Consider the following 255-nt stretch of genomic DNA (forward strand, 5'->3'; position numbering starts at 1 on the left):
TTCAATTTCATTATTTTTCAATGCTTGCACTAGTGCTTGTTCGTGCACGATTGGACCACGAGAGGCATTGATTAAATACGCCGTAGATTTCATCATTTTAAATTGTTCTGTATCAATTAAATGATGCATTTTAGGATTGTAAGCAGCGTTGATAGTGATAAAATCTGCATTCTTTAATAGTGTATCTAAATCTACATATTTTGCACCGATTTCTCGTTCTTTTTCTTCTTTGCGATTAGGTCCTGTGTATAGTAC

General features: G+C 33.7%; 1 protein-coding gene. It reads right to left on the minus strand.

The window, feature by feature from the left end:
• A partial coding sequence (locus tag AC0L14_RS34815) for an NAD(P)-dependent oxidoreductase (RefSeq protein ID WP_473752238.1) occupies positions 1–255 on the minus strand: 255 nt, incomplete at both ends.

Source organism: Mesorhizobium sp. WSM4841 (assembly GCF_055811515.1).